At 73.2% G+C, this 14180-nt stretch carries 10 protein-coding genes; 4 read left to right on the plus strand and 6 right to left on the minus strand.

The annotated features are described in order from the left end of the window. Positions 1 to 4: 4 nt before the first annotated feature. Complete coding sequence (locus J0I43_RS10000; protein WP_292862800.1) at positions 5 to 412, minus strand: transferase; 408 nt, start codon at positions 410 to 412, stop codon at positions 5 to 7. A gap of 101 nt (positions 413 to 513) precedes the next feature. On the opposite strand from J0I43_RS10000, the gene J0I43_RS10005 reads away from it, so the two are divergent. Both J0I43_RS10005 and J0I43_RS10010 read left to right on the plus strand, forming a co-directional pair. After that, on the plus strand, positions 514 to 1179 hold the full coding sequence (locus J0I43_RS10005; RefSeq protein ID WP_292862803.1) for a YitT family protein: 666 nt from the start codon (positions 514 to 516) through the stop codon (positions 1177 to 1179). Between the two features lie 68 nt (positions 1180 to 1247). Beyond that, positions 1248 to 2387 (plus strand): glycerate kinase, encoded by a 1140-nt coding sequence (locus J0I43_RS10010; protein ID WP_292862806.1) that lies wholly within the window; start codon positions 1248 to 1250, stop codon positions 2385 to 2387. 5 nt (positions 2388 to 2392) lie between these two features. On the opposite strand, the gene J0I43_RS10015 is transcribed toward J0I43_RS10010, so the two are convergent. The 3 genes from J0I43_RS10015 to J0I43_RS10025 all read right to left on the minus strand — a co-directional run bounded on the left by J0I43_RS10015 (position 2393) and on the right by J0I43_RS10025 (position 9170). Then, a complete protein-coding gene (locus J0I43_RS10015) occupies positions 2393 to 3175 on the minus strand; it encodes a DNA-formamidopyrimidine glycosylase family protein (RefSeq protein WP_292862809.1) in 783 nt (260 codons plus the stop codon). A gap of 123 nt (positions 3176 to 3298) precedes the next feature. Next, positions 3299 to 8113: an ATP-dependent helicase gene (locus J0I43_RS10020; protein WP_292862812.1), complete on the minus strand. Its 4815-nt coding sequence runs from the start codon at positions 8111 to 8113 to the stop codon at positions 3299 to 3301. 103 nt (positions 8114 to 8216) lie between these two features. Beyond that, positions 8217 to 9170, minus strand: coding sequence for a hypothetical protein (locus tag J0I43_RS10025; protein ID WP_292862815.1), 954 nt, complete (start codon positions 9168 to 9170; stop codon positions 8217 to 8219). A gap of 78 nt (positions 9171 to 9248) precedes the next feature. Here J0I43_RS10025 and J0I43_RS10030 point away from each other — a divergent pair, with 78 nt between their 5' ends. Next, a complete protein-coding gene (locus J0I43_RS10030; protein ID WP_292862818.1) occupies positions 9249 to 10463 on the plus strand; it encodes a serine hydrolase in 1215 nt (404 codons plus the stop codon). A gap of 207 nt (positions 10464 to 10670) precedes the next feature. Here the strand turns inward: J0I43_RS10030 and J0I43_RS10035 are convergent, their stop codons facing one another. Together J0I43_RS10035 and J0I43_RS10040 are read right to left on the minus strand one after the other, a co-directional pair. Then, positions 10671 to 12419, minus strand: coding sequence for an ATP-binding cassette domain-containing protein (locus tag J0I43_RS10035; protein ID WP_292862821.1), 1749 nt, complete (start codon positions 12417 to 12419; stop codon positions 10671 to 10673). 291 nt (positions 12420 to 12710) lie between these two features. Beyond that, the gene (locus J0I43_RS10040; protein WP_292862824.1) at positions 12711 to 13391 is read right to left on the minus strand and encodes an alpha/beta fold hydrolase; all 681 of its coding nucleotides are present in this window, start codon (positions 13389 to 13391) and stop codon (positions 12711 to 12713) included. 152 nt (positions 13392 to 13543) lie between these two features. Between J0I43_RS10040 and J0I43_RS10045 the strand changes: the two genes are divergently transcribed. After that, a complete protein-coding gene (locus tag J0I43_RS10045; protein WP_292862826.1) occupies positions 13544 to 14173 on the plus strand; it encodes an NUDIX hydrolase family protein in 630 nt (209 codons plus the stop codon). Positions 14174 to 14180 lie beyond the last annotated feature (7 nt).

The following is a 14180-nucleotide window of genomic DNA, read 5'->3' on the forward strand; positions in this document are numbered from 1 at the left end:
GGGCTCAGGCCGCCAGACGCAGCCCGCGGCGGTCGGTCGCGACGGTCTCGCCGTCGGCGATCTGCTCATCGTCGCCGATGAGCGATCCACCCGCGACGCGCGCGTGCGCCCCGACGACGGTGCGCACGCCGATCTTGGCCTTCGAGCCGATCGCCGCACCGGAGCCGATGTGGGCGTGCGGTGCGATCTCGGCGCCGCGGCCGATGACGGCATCCGGTTCGATCCACGCTCCCCGGCCGATGTGCGCGCCCTCCGCGATCTGCACGCCCGGTTCGACGTACGCGCCCGCCTCGACGAGCGCGCTCGCGTGCACCTTGGCGCCGTTCGCGATGAGGCCGCGACCGTTGACGTGCTTGCGGTAGCGCAGCGTCTTCCCCTGATCGTCTTCGATGTCGACGTAGTTCTTGCCCACGAGTCCTCCTCGCGGAATGCAACCGGAGGGCGCGGGGATTCATTCCCGCGGATGGGGCCGGACGGATGCCGGGGTCAGCCGAGGCGCATCGGGTTGCGAGAATGGATGCCGTGACCGCGCCCGCCCCCGAGCCCGACCCGACGACCGGGCCCTCTCTCGTCTTCGACGAGAAGAACAACGAGCACGGAGTCGCCGAGGATCTGCTGGGGCTGGCGACCGGGACGTTCCTGGTCTCCCTCGGACTGCATCTGCTGCACGCGGCGCACGCGGTCACGGGCGGCACGGCAGGTCTGTCGCTCCTCCTCGGCTACGCGACGGCCTGGCCGTTCTGGCTGCTGTTCCTCGTCATCAACGCGCCGTTCGCCCTCCTCGCGGTGTGGCGACGCGGCTGGGACTTCACGGTGCGCACGCTCATCTGCATCGGCGCGGTGTCCGGGTGGGCCCTCGTGCACGACGCGCTGTTCCCCGTGGGATGGATCGAGCCCTGGTACGGCACGCTTGCGGGCAACCTCCTCGCGGGGGTGGGCGTGCTGATCCTGTTCCGCCATCGGGCGAGCGTCGGCGGCATCAACATCATCGGGCTCGAGATCCAGGACCGCACGGGCTTCCGCGCCGGCTGGACGATGATGATCTTCGACGTCCTGATCGTCCTCTCGGCGCTCCTCGTCGTCCCCTGGACGAACGTGCTCATGAGCGCGGTCGGCGCGGTGCTGCTGAACCTCGTGCTCGCGCTCAATCACCGACCCGGTCGGTACCTCGGCCACTGAGGGGAGCTCCGCTGGGGCGGCGCGGTGAGCGCCGGACGCGCGCCGCATCAGCGGGCGATACTGAGATCATGACCGCTCGCGTCGTCATCGCGTTCGACAGCTTCAAGGGCTCGATCGCGGCATCCGTCGCCGTCCACGCCTTCGCCGCCGGCTGGCGTGCGGCGAGGCCGGGCGACGAGCTGATTCCACGACCGATGGCGGACGGCGGCGAAGGCACTCTCGAGGCCTTCGCCGCCGCCGTGCCCTCGGCGCGCCGGGTGCCCGTGGTGGTCCGCGGACCCCACGGCGCGGACGTCGCCGCGTCGTGGTTGATGCTCCCTGCGGCAGCGGGCGATGTCGGCGTCACGGCCGTCGTCGAGCTCGCCTCCACGAGCGGTTTCGAGCTGCTCGACCAGCCCAGCCCGTGGGATGCCGACACGTCCGGATTCGGCCAGGCCATCGCGGACGCGCTCGACAGCGGCGCTCGCCGACTGATCCTGGGCATCGGCTCCAGTGCGTCGACCGACGGCGGCGCGGGTGTGCTGACGGCGCTCGGCGCGCGACTCACCGACGCGACCGGCGCGCCGATCGCGCCGGGGCTTCGCGGCCTCGGCCAGCTCGCCGACGTCGACCTCTCGGGGATCCGGCGGCTGCCCGAGGGCGGTGTGACCGTGCTGTGCGACGTGACGAGCCCGCTCACCGGCCCGCGCGGCGCGGCGGCGGTGTTCGGTCCGCAGAAGGGGCTGGATGCCGATGGCATCCGATTCGCCGACGATCGGCTCACGCGGTTCGCCGAGCTCCTCGGCGGGCTCGCGCACGCGGAGACCCCCGGCGCCGGAGCCGCCGGGGGCACCGGCTACGCGCTCCTCGCGTGGGGTGCCCGACTCGTGCCGGGGGCGGCGGAGATCGCTCGTCGCAGTGGCCTCGCGGAGGCCGTCTCGGCCCCGGACACCGTGCTCGTGGTGACGGGCGAAGGCTCCTACGATGCCCAGTCCCGCGCGGGCAAGGTGCCGGCTTTCGTCGCAGATGCGGCGGATGCCGCGGGTGTCCCCGTTGCGCTCGTCGCGGGCAGGATCGCCGACGACGCCGATCTCGCTCCGTTCCGGGCGGTGGTCGCGCTCACGGACGTCGCGGGTTCCGCGGCCGCGGCCGTGGCGGATCCGGAGCGCTGGTTGAAGGCGGCCGGATCACAGCTCGCGAGGCTGACCGACGGGCTGGTCGACGGCTGAGCCGGTCACGTCTGGCAGACCGGGCACCAGAAGACGATCCGCTCGCTCGTCGTGGTGGCACCGAGATCGGCGCGGCGGATGAGTGTGCCGCACCGCCGGCACGGCTTGCCGCCGCGGCGATAGACCCAGTCCTGCTGACCGGGGCGGGTGTCGCCCGTGAAGGTGCGGCCGGACCGGTCGCGGTTCGCGCGGATCATCCGCGCAGCCGTGTCGACGAGTCCCGTGACGGCCGGGGCATCGAGCGCAGACGAGGGGCGGGTGGGCAGGATGCCGCGGACGAAGAGCAGCTCGTTCGCGTACTCGTTGCCGAGCCCGGCGAGATTGCGCTGATCGAGCAGCGCCACGTGGACCGCGCGCGCGTCGGCCGCGAGGTTCCGGGCCGCGGTATCCGGGTCCCAGTCCGGCCCGAGCAGGTCGGGTCCGAGGTGCCCGACGAGGTCGTCCTCGTCGGCGGTGGGCACGAGGTCGACCATCGCGATCTCGAAGCCGACGGCGGTCGCCCGCGCGGTGCCGACGATCGCGCGCGCCTGGTACTCGGGGGCACGCCAGCGCTCGCCGGGGCGGAAGACGAGCCAGCGCCCCTCCATCTTCAGATGGGAATGGAGGGTCAGCTCGCCGATGCGCATGAGGAGGTGCTTGCCCCGGGGCGTCACGTCGCGGACGACCTCACCGGTGAGATCGGCGGTCGCATAGCGAGGAACGCGCAGGTCGAAGCGCGTCACCTCCTGGCCGGCGAGCGCGTCGTGGAGACGCCGCGCGGTGCGGAAGACGGTGTCGCCTTCAGGCATGGGAGGGCCCGGCCGTGGTGCGGTGATCTCGATACACCGCGGCTGCACCGCGGCACTCGATCACCGTCGGAGTCGCCGCGCATGCGCCGCGGCACTCGATCACCGTCGGAGCCGGCGACAGCCTCACCGCTGCCGCCGGAGCGTCAGGCCGCGGCTCGACTCGACGAAGCCCGCGGCGAGAAGGGCGCGCCCGACCGGCGTGCCGTAGACGAACGCTCCCGACACCTGCTCGACCGTGAGGGTGTCGAGTCGCCGCGCGCGCGCGGCGTCGACGAGGCTCCGCGCCGCTGCGGCGAGCACCGCGTCGTCATCCGAGAACGCGAGCGCCGAACGGCCGCCGCGCTCGAGGTACAGCACGAGCGCGCCGTCGACGAGCACGACGAGACCCCCCGCCTTGCGGCCCGGGCGGTGGGCGACGCCCTCGAGCGCGGGCCAGCCGAGAGCAGCGCCGTACGGGTTGGCGGGATCGGTCGCGGCGAGGGTGAGCGCGTGCAGCGGCGCCGGATCGGGGAGTGCGGCGAAAGTCCGCAGTCGGTCGACGGTGGCGGATGCCGCGAACTGCGCCGCGCCGAGGCGCTCGATGAAGTACCCGCGACGGGTGTGCCCGGCGTCCTCGAACCCGGCCAGGATCCGATAGGCCTGGGCGAAGCCGCCCGGCAGCCCTTCGGACTGCACGCTGCCGCGCGTCACGACCCCGTAGCGCTCGAGCAGCATGCTCGCCGCGGCCGTCGCGCGGAGCGCGTCGTCGGTGCTCGGCTCGGGCAGCAGGGACCAGCGCCCACCCACCAGCGGAGGTCGTGCGGGCGCCGGGGCTCCCGCCGTCGCCCCGCGCACCGCCGCGAGCGGGACGCCGCGGAACATCCGCGCCCGCGGTGTGCGCCGCACCGCGCGGTGCGCCTGCGATCCTCCGCCCAGGAGCGCGCGCACGGGCGCGAACGTGTCGTTCGTGACGCGTCCCGTCCAAGTGAGGTTCCAGAGCGCGTCGATGACCGCCTGCTCGCTCGGGGCCCCCGTCATCGCGACGAGCTGCGCGGCGAAATACGCCCCGCCCGAACCCAGCGCCGTGAGGAGCTGCTGTTCGAGAGCGTCTCGGGCGGCGTCGGGTTCCGCGCCGTCGTCGTGAGGGGCGAGAGTCAGCGCGGCGGCATCGGCGGGATGCAGGGCGATCCACCCGTCCCGGCCGGGCAGCGATCCATGCCCCGACCAGACCACCTCACCGGTCGCGGTGAGCTCGTCGAGCATCGTCGGTGCGTAGTCGGAGACGCGCGACGGCAGGATGAGGGATTCCCACGCGCTCGCCGGCAGCGGCACCCCGGCGAGCTGCTCGATCGTCGCCAGCACACCATCGATGCCTTCGAGCGGCCGCCCGCCGACCGACCCCGCGACGTGCTGCCAGGACGGCAGGAACCGGGCGAAGGCCTCGGGGGCGACCGGCTCGACCGTCCCGCGGATCGCCGCGAGCGAGCGCAGCCGCAGGCGCCGGAGCACCTCGCTGTCGCACCACTCCAGATCGCCGGCGTCGGAACCGCCCATGCCATCGGGTGAGGCGCCGGGCCTCGCACCCCGCGAGGTCTCGGCGGGGAGGAAGAACCCGCTCGCGATGCGCCCCTGCGACTCCAAGCGCTGCAGCGTCTGGCGCGCGACCGCGGCGCCGATCCCGAGCCGCGTCGCGACCTCCGATGTGCGGAACGGCCCGTGCGTGCGGGCGTGGCGGGCGACGAGGTCGGCGAGCGGATCGGCGACCGGCTCGAGGAAGGCGACCGGGATGCCGACGGGCAGCGCCACCCCGAGGGCGTCGCGCAGACGCCCGGCATCCTCGATCTGCGCGACGCGGGCCTCGCCCGCGATCGTCACAGCGATCGCGCGCCGCGCCGTCACGAGCTCGTCAAGGAGTGCTGCCGCCGTGGCGCGGTCGGCGGGTGCCTCGGGTCCGTCTGCGAGGCGCAGCGCGACCTCGTCGGCGCTCAGCGGCCCCAGCAGCCGGAGGAGGTCCGCGACGCCCTCGACCCCGTGGACGCGCCGATCCGGTGCCAGGCGCTGCGCCTCGGCTGCGAACTGCGCGATGACGGCGGGATCGAGGAGCTCGCGCATCTCGACCTTGCCGAGGAGCTCGGACAGCAGCGCCGGGTCGACCGACAGCGCGGCGGCCCGCCGCTCGGCCAGCGGCGAGTCGCCCTCGTACATGAACGCGCCGACATATCCGAACAGCAGGTCGCGGGCGAACGGCGACGGCTGGCTCGTCGTCGTCTCGACGAGGCGGATGCGCCGATCGGCGATCGACCGCGCGATGCGCAGCAGCGCGGGCACGTCGTAGACGTCCTGCAGGACTTCGCGCAGTGTCTCGAGGATGATCGGGAACGTCGGGTGGTTCTTCGCGACCTCCAGTAGCTGCGCGGACTTCTGGCGCTGCTGCCACAGCGGCGACCGCTTGTGGGGGTTCAGGCGCGGCAGCAGCAGCGCGCGAGCGGCGCATTCGCGGAAGCGGGAGGCGAACAGGGCGGAGCCGCCGACCTCGTCCGTGACGATCTGTTCGAGCTCGTCGGCGTCGAAGACGAAAAGCTCGGCGCCGGGCGGTTCGCTCTCGGCATCCGGCACCCGCACGATGATGCCGTCGTCGCTCGCGACCGCCGACCCGTCGACGCCGAGCCGCTCGCGGATGCGGGCGTTCACCGCGAGCGCCCACGGCCCGTGCACATGCATGCCGTACGGGGAATGCAGGATGATGCGCCAGTCGCCGACCTCGTCACGCGACCGCTCGACCGTCAGCGTGCGGTCGGTCGGCAGCGTTCCCGTCGCCTCCTTCTGCTCGGCGAGGTAGGCGAGCAGATTGCCGATCGCGTTGTCGTCGAGTCCCGACTCGCGCAGGCGCTCGGTCACCTTCTCCACGGGGGATGCCGCGACTTCGCGCGAGAACGCGCCGAGCGCCTCGCCCAGCTCCGCCGGCCGGCCCAGGCCGTCGCCGTGCCAGAACGGCAGCTTGCCCGGCTGACCGAAGGCGGGGAGGACGTTCACGCGATCGTGCGTGATCTCGACGATGCGCCAGCTCGTCGTGCCGAGCGTGAACACGTCGTTCACGCGCGACTCGTAGACCATCTCTTCGTCGAGCTCGCCGACCCGGGCATTGCGCGTCTCGCCCGCGACGAAGACGCCGAACAGCCCCCGGTCGGGGATCGTGCCGCCGCTCGTGACGGCGACGCGCTGCGCGCCGGGGCGGCCCGTGAGCGTGCCGTGATCGCGATCCCAGACGACACGCGGGCGCAGTCCGGCGAACTCGTCGGAGGGGTACTTGCCCGCGAGGAGGTCGAGTGTCGCCTCGTACGCCGAACGCGGGAGGGTGCGGAACGGCGCGGACCGCTTGACCGTCTCGAACCAGTCCTCCACCTCGATCGAGCCCGTCGCGCAGGCGGCGATCGTCTGCTGCGCGAGGATGTCGAGTGGATTCGCCGGCACCGAGATCGCCTCGATCTGCCCCGCGAGCATGCGCTCGGTCACGACCGCCGTGTGCAGCACGTCGCCGCGGTGCTTCGGGAAGAGCGCGGCGCGGCTGATCTCGCCGACCTGATGCCCGGCGCGGCCGACGCGCTGCAGGCCGGATGCCGCGGACGGCGGCGCCTCGACCTGGATGACGAGGTCGACGGCGCCCATGTCGATGCCGAGCTCGAGCGAGCTCGTCGCGACGACGCAGCGCAGCACGCCGCTCTTCAGCTCGTCCTCCACCTGGGCGCGCTGCTCCTTGGACACGGAGCCGTGGTGCGCCTTCGCCAGGATCGGCTCCACGCCCGCCGAACTGCCCGCCTGCGCCATCATCTCGGCCGGCGGCTTCGTCGCAGCCTTATCCGGTGGCCGAGTAGCCGGCGCAGCCGGCGTATCGAGACCATCCAGCCGCTCGGCGTAGATCTCGTTCAGCCGCCCGGTCAGCCGCTCGGCGAGCCGCCGCGAGTTGGCGAAGACGATCGTGGAGCGATGCGCGAGCACACGGTCGACGATCGCCTCTTCGACATGCGGCCACACCGACCCGGTGACCTCGGAAGGCTGCGAGGGGGTCGCGAACCAGTCGCCGTCGCCGGCATCCTGCGCGTTCTCCGCGGCGTCGGCGGCATCCGCGCGCTCGGCGGGGGCGGACCCGGGCGGCGGGGGCGGGTTCAGCATGTCGTCCATCGGCACGACGACGCGCAGCTCGAAGGTCTTCGACGCGCGGGGCGCGACGACCTCGACGGGAGCCGAGCCGCCGAGGAAGCGCGCCACCTCGTCGATCGGACGCACCGTCGCCGACAGCCCGATGCGCTGCGCGGGTGTCTCGAGCAGAGCGTCGAGGCGCTCGAGACTCACCGCGAGGTGCGCGCCGCGCTTGGTCGCCGCGACCGCGTGCACCTCGTCGACGATGACCGTGTGCACGCCGCGGAGCGTCTCGGATGCCTGCGACGTGAGCATGAGATACAGCGACTCAGGGGTCGTGATGAGGATGTCGGGCGGTTCGGCGACGAGCTTGCGCCGGTCCGCGGAGGTCGTGTCGCCCGAGCGCACCCCGACGGTGACGTCCGGTACCGGGATGCCGAGGCGGCGCGCCGACTGCCCGATGCCCACGAGTGGCGAGCGGAGATTGCGCTCGACGTCGACGCCGAGGGCCTTGAGGGGCGACACGTAGAGGATGCGGGTCGTCGCGGCATCCGTCTTCGGTTTCTTCCTCTTCGCAGTCGCCGTACGCGCCGATTCCGCGTCGGACGCGACGGGAGGTGCCGGGCGCTCGCGGAAGACCCGGTCGATCGCCCACAGGAACGCCGACAGCGTCTTGCCAGAGCCGGTCGGCGCGACGACCAGCGCGTGCTTGCCGTGCGAGATCGCCTCCCACGCGCCGATCTGCGCCGGTGTCGGCTTCGCGAAGGCGCCGCGGAACCAGTCCTGGGTCGCAGGACCGAATCGCTCGAGCACGTCGCTCATCCGTCCATCTTCGCGCGCACCCCCGACATCGGTGCGGGTGTTCGCCGACAGCGCCCGGGCGCGGGTTCGGCCCGCGCCGGGCCGATCGGCCCGGTCAGGCCGGTCATCGCGGCGGAGCGGCATCCGCGGCCCACGCCGCTCCCAGCGCGAAGAGGGTCGACACCCCGTAGTGGCTCATGGCCGCGGCGATGCGCCGACGCCCCGTTCGCGGGTGGACGCCGATCCGACGGGATGCCGCGTCGAGCGTCAGCCCCCTCCGCATGAGCAGGAGGAGCCCCGTCCACGGCTCCGCGGGTGTCGTCATCGGGGTTGCGATCCGCCAGAGCGAGGCGAAGTACGCGGAGAGCAGCCCCGCCAGCGCGCCGCTGCGCACACTCACGACGCTCGTCGGCCGATGCTCGCCCCATTCGTACGGAATGGCGATCTGGTCGCCGTCGACCCAGAACCAGCTCGGAGGGTCGTCGAGGAACCGGTAGTCCATGCCCGCGGCGGTGAAGGCGCCGAGCAACTCGGCCATCGCCGGGTCGTCGGCGACCGCCGTCGGGAGGATCACGCGGACGGCGTCCTTACTGCGGAACGCCTCGGAGAAGCGGACCACGCGCTCGTCGGGGCTCGTCAGGAATCGCTGGATGTCGGGGAGCACGGCATCCAGCGTCCCGGTGTCGCGTCGGCCGAACTCGAACCACACGTCTTCCGAGGCGCGCGGTCCGTGGCGCGTGACGACCGGCATCGGCTCGGCCGAGGTCTGGCCGATCGACCAGTGCCCGATCATGCCGGGGAGCTCCGTCACGACCCGCTCGATCTCGCCGAGGAGGTCCCGCGCGGTCGTGCGGAGCTCCGCCGCGTGCGCCGCGACCGACTCCGCCGCCCAGTCCGCGGGGTTCGGGTAGCGGATGTCCTCACCCTGTCCGTCGACCCCGCCGACCCGGCCGCGTGCGCGCAGGCGCGTCACCGCCGCGTGCACGTCGTCGATCGGGAGCTGCGCCAGGGCCGCCAGCTCCGTGATCGTCGCGGGGCGGCCGCGGTAGGCCAGGGCCAGGAAGGAGGCGTCGTCCATCGACCCAGAGTGTCCTCTTGCGGACGCGTCCGCAAGAGGTTCTTGTCACCAGCGTGGACGGTTCAGGACACTGAGGTCATGAACCTGCGTGGACGGAGTCGGCGGATCGCCGTTGCGAGCGCTCTCGTCGTCGCCCTCGCCGGCGTGCTCGCCGGCTGTGCGCCGGCGGCGCAGGCTCCGGATGCCGACGCCGCTTTCGCCGACCGGATGTCGGCGGCGCTGCTGCAGTGGCGCGTGTCGCCGTCTACGGGACCGTTCGCCTATACGATCCCGGGCACGGCGCTCGCCGCCGCGATCGGTGACGGCGACGTCGTGGCGACCGCGAGCGGCGACGGCGCTCCGGGTGTGCCGCTGGAGGCGGCATCCACGTTCCACATCGGGAGCATGACGAAGCTCTTCACGGCGGCGCTCGTCATGCAGCTCGACCAGGAGGGCGTCCTGGCGCTGGACGACACGATCGACCGCTGGTTCCCGGACGCCCCGGGCGGCGGGCAGATCACGGTGCGACTGCTGCTGCAGCACGAGAGCGGACTCAGCGAGCTCGACTTCGATCTCGTCGGCCATGTGAGCCCGCAAGAACTCATCGACGACGTCTTCACCCGGCCGCCTGTCTTCGCACCCGGCACCGAGTACGCCTATCTGAACGCCGGCTACATCATGCTCGGCCGCATCGCCGAGCTGGCCGCCGGCACTCCCTACGAGGAGCTCGTCCGCACCCGTTTCATCGAGCCGCTCGGCCTGACGCACACCTACCTCGACGGGGAGGGGTCCGGCCCGGACGCGGTGAACGGCTTCGTGCTCACGTGCGCGGGGGGTGAAGGCGCCGACTGCGCCGGGAAGAACGGCGCCGTCGAGCCACAGCAGCCTTCGCCGCAGTGGCCGGGTGCGTGGTCGGCCGGCAGCATGGTGAGCTCGGCCGCCGATCAGGCGATCTGGATCCGCGCGCTCGTCGGCGGCGACGTCGTCGACGCGGCGCACCTCGACGAGATGCTGACGATCACGCCGCTGTCGTCGGAGTACTATTCGGCCGCGTACGACGCCTCCGGAGTGCCGCACGTGCAACTGGGGGAGGGGGCGGGCCTTGCGACCTGGATGGTGCCCGGGGTCGGCACCTGCCACGGTCACGCGGGAGCCATTCCCGGGTCGAACGGCATCGCGGCGTACTGCCCCGACACCCAGCTCGCGATCGTGATCCTGAACGCCATCGAGCCCGCGGGGCTCACCCCCGGCTACCCCGGCCTCACGCCCCTGACGGGTGGCGCCCTGTGGGCCGTGGGCGCCCGCGGCGAGTGACGGCCGTACCGGCTCAGCCTCTCCGGCATCCCGTCTTCGGCTCTCCGGTGCGCCGTGTTCAGTCCGCCCGGCGTTCCGTCTTCATCCCGTCCCGCGTTCCGTATTCAGTCTGGACACCAAGCCGCACGAGGCCGCCGCGCGGAATCCCGCGGGTCGCGCGGCGGGCGGGGTGCGGGCGGACTGAATACGGAACGTGCGGGGGCGGCCTCACCCCGCCGGGGGGTCGGCCCGGGCGGCGATGTGAGCCTCGGTCAGCCGGCCATCGCGCAGCTCGAGCACGAGGCCCAGGCCGAGGCGCGCGAGGAACGCGTCGTCGTGGCTCACCACCAGGACGCCCCCGCGGTAGGCGGCGAGGGCCTCGACGAGCTGATCCACCGTGTCAAGGTCGAGGTTGTTCGTCGGCTCGTCGAGCACCAGCAGCTGCGGCGGCGGATCGGCCATCAGGACGCACGCGAGCGCCAGACGGAACCGCTCACCCCCCGACAGCGCCGCGACGGGGCGCAACACGGTGTCGCCGCGCAGCAGGAAGCGGGCGAGCCGGTTCCGCAGCTCGACATCTCCCACGCCCGGTGCCGCGCGGCGCAGGTTCTCGAGCGGCGAGGCGACGTCGTCGAGTCCGTCGACGCGCTGCGAGAGGTATCCCACGCGGTCGGTGTGCGCGCTCGCCTGTACCGAACGCAGGCTGAACCGGCTCTTCCGACTGTCTTCAGGCTCGAAGCCGTCGATCCAGCCTGCTTGTGGAACGCCGGAGACCTCGGCCCGCGCCTGCCCCTCGCCCCCCGCCGCGGCACCGGCAAGCCGCTGCAGCACCGTCGTCTTCCCGGCGCCGTTCGGTCCGACCAGCGCCACCCGCTCAGGCCCCTGGATCACCCACGACCGGCCGTCGCCGCCCGCGCCGTCGGTGACCGATCTGAGGGTCGCGAGTCGCCGCCCGGCTCCGACGCCGGGGTCGGGGAGGTCGATGCGCACGCTGTCGTCGTCACGAACCCGGCGCTCTGCCGCATCCAGCGCCGTCCGCGCCTGCGACTCCTTCCCGGCAGCCTCGACCCGCAGGCGCCCGGCCGATTCCTGCGCCGCGCGCTTGCGCACGCCCGCGACGATGCCGGGTACCCGCTTCTCCACGAACGCCCGTCGGCCGTTCGCCGCACGCGTCGACAGCACCTGCTCCTGATGGATGCGGTCGCGCCTCTCGCGTCGCACGACCTGCCGTGCCGCCGCCTCCGCGTGACGGGCGGCGGCCTGCTCGGCATCCAGCGCCTCGCGCCACAGCGAGTACGGGCCGCCGAAGATCGACAGCGCGCTGCCGTACAGCTCTGCCGTGTCGTCCATGAGCTCGAGCAGAGCGGTGTCGTGGCTGACCACGATGAGGGCGCCGCGCCAGCGCCGCACGAGCTCGTAGACGCGGGCGCGCGCGTCGCGGTCGAGGTTGTTGGTCGGTTCGTCGAGCAGCGCGATCGGCGCACCGCGCAGACGCACGCCGACGAGCGCGGCGAGCACGGCCTCGCCGCCGGAGAGCTGGCCGATGCGGCGATCGAGCGCGTCCAGGGGCAGCCCCGCCTCCGCGAGCGCCGCGCCGGCGCGCGCCTCGACGTCCCAGTCGTCGCCGACGGCGTCGAAGTGGGCGGGCGAGGGGTCGCCCGCGGCGATCGCGCGCACCGCGTCGAGCGGTGCGGCCACGCCGAGGACGTCCGCGACACGGCGGCCCGTCGTGAGCGTCAGCCGCTGGGGCAGGAGGTCGACGGCTCCGGTCGTCGAGATCGTTCCGGATGCCGGCTCGAGAGCGCTCGCGATGAGCGCGAGCAGCGTCGACTTGCCGGTGCCGTTGCGCCCGACGAGGCCGGTGCGGCCCGCACCGAAGGCACCCGACACGTCGTGCAGTGCCGTCGTGCCGTCGGGCCAGGTGAAGGTGACGCGGTCGAGGATGACCGCGGGGGTGGGGGAATGGGTGGTGGGCATGGGTCCTCCGGGTCGCGGATGCGCAGACGCGGCGGACACCGGTTCATCGGCGGCGGCGTGCCGGAGCACGGCCGCGGAGGAGGCGGAAGGTCGACGGTCGGCGCGGAAGGGATGCGCGGACGCGTCGGTGATCCGGCCCGGAAGAGCGGAGGTTCGACGATCAGCGCGGGGTCACTGCGCGGCGTCGATACGCTTCAACGGCTCTTCCTCACACTCGGGACGGGGACGACCCCACTGTAGCCGTGCGGGCTGAGGGATGCCAGGGAGCCGGTCCGCTCATCCCCGTGGTCCTCATTGCGCTGGCGCGTCGAGCCGCTTCTGCAGGAACGTGCGGACGTCGGCGAGCTCCTCCTCCGACACGCTGTGCGTGAGCCCCGGATACACCCGCCCGCTCAGCTCGACGAACCCGGGCAGCCACTCGGTCGTACGCGCGATGCGATCGGCCGGGATGACCTCGTCGCGCGCGCCGCGGCCCCAGAACACGGGCGGTCGTGCAGCGGCGAGTGCGGCATCCCTCGGCAGCTCGCCGTCCGCGACGAACCCGGCGAGCACGACCGCGAACGCGATGCGCTCCGGCGCGAGCCGCAGCGTCTGCAGCGCGATCACGCCGCCCTGCGAGAACCCCAGGAGCCCGACCGGCGCGGCGTCGGGGGCGACCCGCCCCAGCCACTCCAGAACGCGTTCGGATGCCGCGGTGACGGCGGCTGCGGCATTCCGATCCGCCGCGTGCAGCCCCTCGATCGGGAACCACGACCAGCCGGGCGCCGGGAACGGCGGCGAGAGCGGTGCGCGCACCGCGGCGACGACGAACTCCGGCGGCAGGTACGGCACGAGGCCGAAGAGATCGCCCTCGTGCGACCCGTACCCGTGCAGCAGCACGAGCAGCGGCCGGTCGCGCAGCGCGGCGGTGCGCTCGTCGGGCGGCACCGACCAGAGCACGGCGTCGTCGTCGAGGGCGGGGATCTCGCTCATGCGCTTCATCCTGGCATCCACCCCCGACACCGGCACCCCCCGACACCGGCACCCCCGGTACCGGCATCCACCCCCCGGCGTGACGCCGCCGACATCTTCGCCGCCGCCGACCGCCATCGGCGCGCGTGCAATCGACGGGGTATACATGAGGCATGGCCGTCCGCACCCCCGACCCCGATCCCGCCGACCGCGACGACGACGGCGCGCGACGCGGGCACCCGCTCGGCGACGGCTCGTTCGGGTCGCCCGCGCCCGGGAACGCCGCGAATCCCGGATGGCTCACCGACGTCGAGCTCGCCGAGGCGCGCCGCCGCCTGCCGATCCTCTACGTCGAGGCGATCCCCGTCCGCACCGACGGCATGGGACAGGTGACGCAGATCGGCGTGCTCCTGCGCGCGACGCCGCTCGGCGAGATCACCCGGTCGATCGTGTCGGGTCGGGTTCGATACGGCGAGACCGTCCGCGACGCGCTCTTCCGCCACCTCGAGAATGACCTGGGTCCGATGGCGTTCCCGCTGCTCCCGCCGCAGCCGGTGCCCTTCACGGTCGCCGAGTACTTCCCGCTGCCGGGCGTGAGCGCCTTCCACGACGACCGCCAGCACGCCGTCTCCCTCGCGTTCGTCGTCCCCGTGACGGGCACGTGCGAACCGCGCCAGGACGCGCTCGAGGTCACCTGGATGAGCCCCGAGGAGGCGGCCTCCGACTCCCTCGCCGCGGAGATGGAGGGCGGCCGCTCGACGCTCGTGCGCCAGGCGCTCGCCTCCGTCGGCGCCCTGCGCTGAGGCGCGC

This window comes from Microbacterium sp. (genome assembly GCF_017305435.1).
GTDB lineage: Bacteria > Actinomycetota > Actinomycetes > Actinomycetales > Microbacteriaceae > Microbacterium.

Bases quoted from the DNA above. Each gene is read 5' to 3' on its own strand.
- J0I43_RS10045 (WP_292862826.1), top strand. From the start codon at position 13,544: ATGGCCGTCCGCACCCCCGACCCCGATCCCGCCGACCGCGACGACGAC.
- J0I43_RS10020 (WP_292862812.1), bottom strand. From the start codon at position 8,113: ATGAGCGACGTGCTCGAGCGATTCGGTCCTGCGACCCAGGACTGGTTC.
- J0I43_RS10010 (WP_292862806.1), top strand. From the start codon at position 1,248: ATGACCGCTCGCGTCGTCATCGCGTTCGACAGCTTCAAGGGCTCGATC.
- J0I43_RS10040 (WP_292862824.1), bottom strand. From the start codon at position 13,391: ATGAGCGAGATCCCCGCCCTCGACGACGACGCCGTGCTCTGGTCGGTG.
- J0I43_RS10015 (WP_292862809.1), bottom strand. From the start codon at position 3,175: ATGCCTGAAGGCGACACCGTCTTCCGCACCGCGCGGCGTCTCCACGAC.
- J0I43_RS10030 (WP_292862818.1), top strand. From the start codon at position 9,249: ATGAACCTGCGTGGACGGAGTCGGCGGATCGCCGTTGCGAGCGCTCTC.
- J0I43_RS10025 (WP_292862815.1), bottom strand. From the start codon at position 9,170: ATGGACGACGCCTCCTTCCTGGCCCTGGCCTACCGCGGCCGCCCCGCG.
- J0I43_RS10005 (WP_292862803.1), top strand. From the start codon at position 514: ATGGATGCCGTGACCGCGCCCGCCCCCGAGCCCGACCCGACGACCGGG.
- J0I43_RS10035 (WP_292862821.1), bottom strand. From the start codon at position 12,419: ATGCCCACCACCCATTCCCCCACCCCCGCGGTCATCCTCGACCGCGTC.